The sequence below is a fragment of the bacterium genome (genome assembly GCA_040753555.1).
In the GTDB taxonomy this organism is placed as follows: Bacteria; UBA9089; UBA9088; order UBA9088; family UBA9088; genus JBFLYE01.
Window position 1 is genome coordinate 1 of sequence record JBFMDZ010000330.1, and the last position, 1,568, is coordinate 1,568.

The following is a 1,568-nucleotide window of genomic DNA, read 5'->3' on the forward strand; positions in this document are numbered from 1 at the left end:
TGTTTAAATTAAGCCATTGGGCATTAAAAAAGGCAAATGTGCTTATTAAAAAGATAAGAAAAAAGACCTTCCAAATAGAAAAAGGGATATTTTTATAAAGAAAAAACCCAAAAATCAATAAGGCATTGCCTAGAATAATTATCCAAATGCCTTTTTTATTCTGATTGATTTGCTTATATTTCTTCTTTTTCATCGGCTTAATTATACCCCTCTTTACTTAAAAAGTCAATTTTAAAACTTGGTGGGTAAAAGGGCTTGTTGGTTGGCAATTTTATCCAATCTTCTCTATAAAATCCTTTGCTGACTTTAATGCATCTTTAACCCTATGGACATTGTGAAGAAGGCCTCCATAGTAACCTGCTATGTGGAGTTCATCGTATAGATAATCAAACTGTTTAAAAAGCTTTCCATTATGGACTGATACATATTTTCTCAATGCCTTTGTATATGCTTCATATGATTTTGGAAGCTCTTTTTTTAAAAGCCCTTTATTTAGTAAATACCCATTTATTGCTTTCAGGATGGCAAGATATGCGGTGCCACATGCCTCCTGGACATACTTGACATCAGTATAATTATTATCTTCAATAGGAGTCTTTCTTAATATCTCCTTTGCATTGCTTAAATACCTTAATGCCTCTTTCATTTTCTATGATTATACCTTTTCTCTAAAAATTTCTGCAAGAAAAATTTTCTACTTGGTAGATGGGCAATGCCTAATGTGTAAGCAACGCTGATAAGCTCACCAGAATCATGAAATCCCACCGTTGGAGTTAAGGTATGCAAATAAACCCCAAAAGAAACAAATAAAACAAGAATGCCACATAGGTAATCTATTGGCTTTAAAATAAACTTATCTTCCTTAAAAAGATTGAAAATCTTAGACATTTCCTTTTCTTCCTTTGCATATTTCCTTGCGATGACCTATAGATAAAACCAATATTACAAGTTTTTCAGGATATATTCCGTATATTATTCTATAATCACCAACCCTATATGACCATTTTCCTACTAATGGCCCTGTCAGCCTCTTTCCTCTCATCGGGTTCTTAGCCAAGAACTCAATTCCCTTTTTTAATCGCTCCTTTATCTTTTTGTCCAGATTCTTTATCTTTTGGTAAGCTTCTTTGATATATTCTATCCTATACATCAAAAAAGACTTCTTGGTGGGAATAAGTTCTTCCTTTCTTTATATCCTCTTCTGCCTTTACCAAAGATTTTATCAAGTCCCTATCTGCTAATATCTCTAATGTCTCAAGCTCTTCTGGACTTATCATAACAATAGCTGGCTTTCCCTGTTTTGTTACAATATACCTTTGATTGGTAAATAAAATCTTATTTACAATGCTTGGCAGGTGATTTCTTACCTCTGATATTGATGCTATCTTTTCCATAATTATTAACCCTTTTAAATTATACTAATTTGTACAATGTGTCAAGGAAAGCAAACTGGAACTTACCCATAAGTTTGTAGAAACAAATCCTGCCTAGGTTTTTAACACTTTATTTTATTCAAAAAGAGAAAAACTAAAATTTTATCTTTAAAAAAAAGGAAAAAATGCCGATAT

The 1,568-nt window shown here is 32.0% G+C and carries 5 protein-coding genes; all 5 read right to left on the reverse strand.

From position 1 onward, the window contains the following. A partial coding sequence (locus AB1630_13140) for a hypothetical protein (GenBank protein MEW6104730.1) occupies positions 1-193 on the reverse strand: 193 nt, incomplete at its 3' end. A gap of 78 nt (positions 194-271) precedes the next feature. Continuing rightward, positions 272-646 (reverse strand): DUF5618 family protein, encoded by a 375-nt coding sequence (locus AB1630_13145; protein MEW6104731.1) that lies wholly within the window; start codon positions 644-646, stop codon positions 272-274. After that, positions 643-888: a hypothetical protein gene (locus AB1630_13150; protein ID MEW6104732.1), complete on the reverse strand. Its 246-nt coding sequence runs from the start codon at positions 886-888 to the stop codon at positions 643-645. Before AB1630_13150 ends, AB1630_13145 begins: the two co-directional genes overlap by 4 nt. Next, complete coding sequence (locus AB1630_13155) at positions 881-1,150, reverse strand: type II toxin-antitoxin system RelE/ParE family toxin (GenBank protein MEW6104733.1); 270 nt, start codon at positions 1,148-1,150, stop codon at positions 881-883. Before AB1630_13155 ends, AB1630_13150 begins: the two co-directional genes overlap by 8 nt. Further along, complete coding sequence (locus AB1630_13160) at positions 1,143-1,394, reverse strand: type II toxin-antitoxin system Phd/YefM family antitoxin (GenBank protein ID MEW6104734.1); 252 nt, start codon at positions 1,392-1,394, stop codon at positions 1,143-1,145. The genes AB1630_13155 and AB1630_13160 overlap by 8 nt, the downstream gene beginning before the upstream one ends. Between the last annotated feature and the right edge of the window lie 174 nt (positions 1,395-1,568).

Coding starts and splice junctions, on each gene's coding strand:
- AB1630_13155 (MEW6104733.1), bottom strand. CDS start 1,150: ATGTATAGGATAGAATATATCAAAGAAGCTTACCAAAAGATAAAGAAT.
- AB1630_13150 (MEW6104732.1), bottom strand. CDS start 888: ATGTCTAAGATTTTCAATCTTTTTAAGGAAGATAAGTTTATTTTAAAG.
- AB1630_13145 (MEW6104731.1), bottom strand. CDS start 646: ATGAAAGAGGCATTAAGGTATTTAAGCAATGCAAAGGAGATATTAAGA.
- AB1630_13160 (MEW6104734.1), bottom strand. CDS start 1,394: ATGGAAAAGATAGCATCAATATCAGAGGTAAGAAATCACCTGCCAAGC.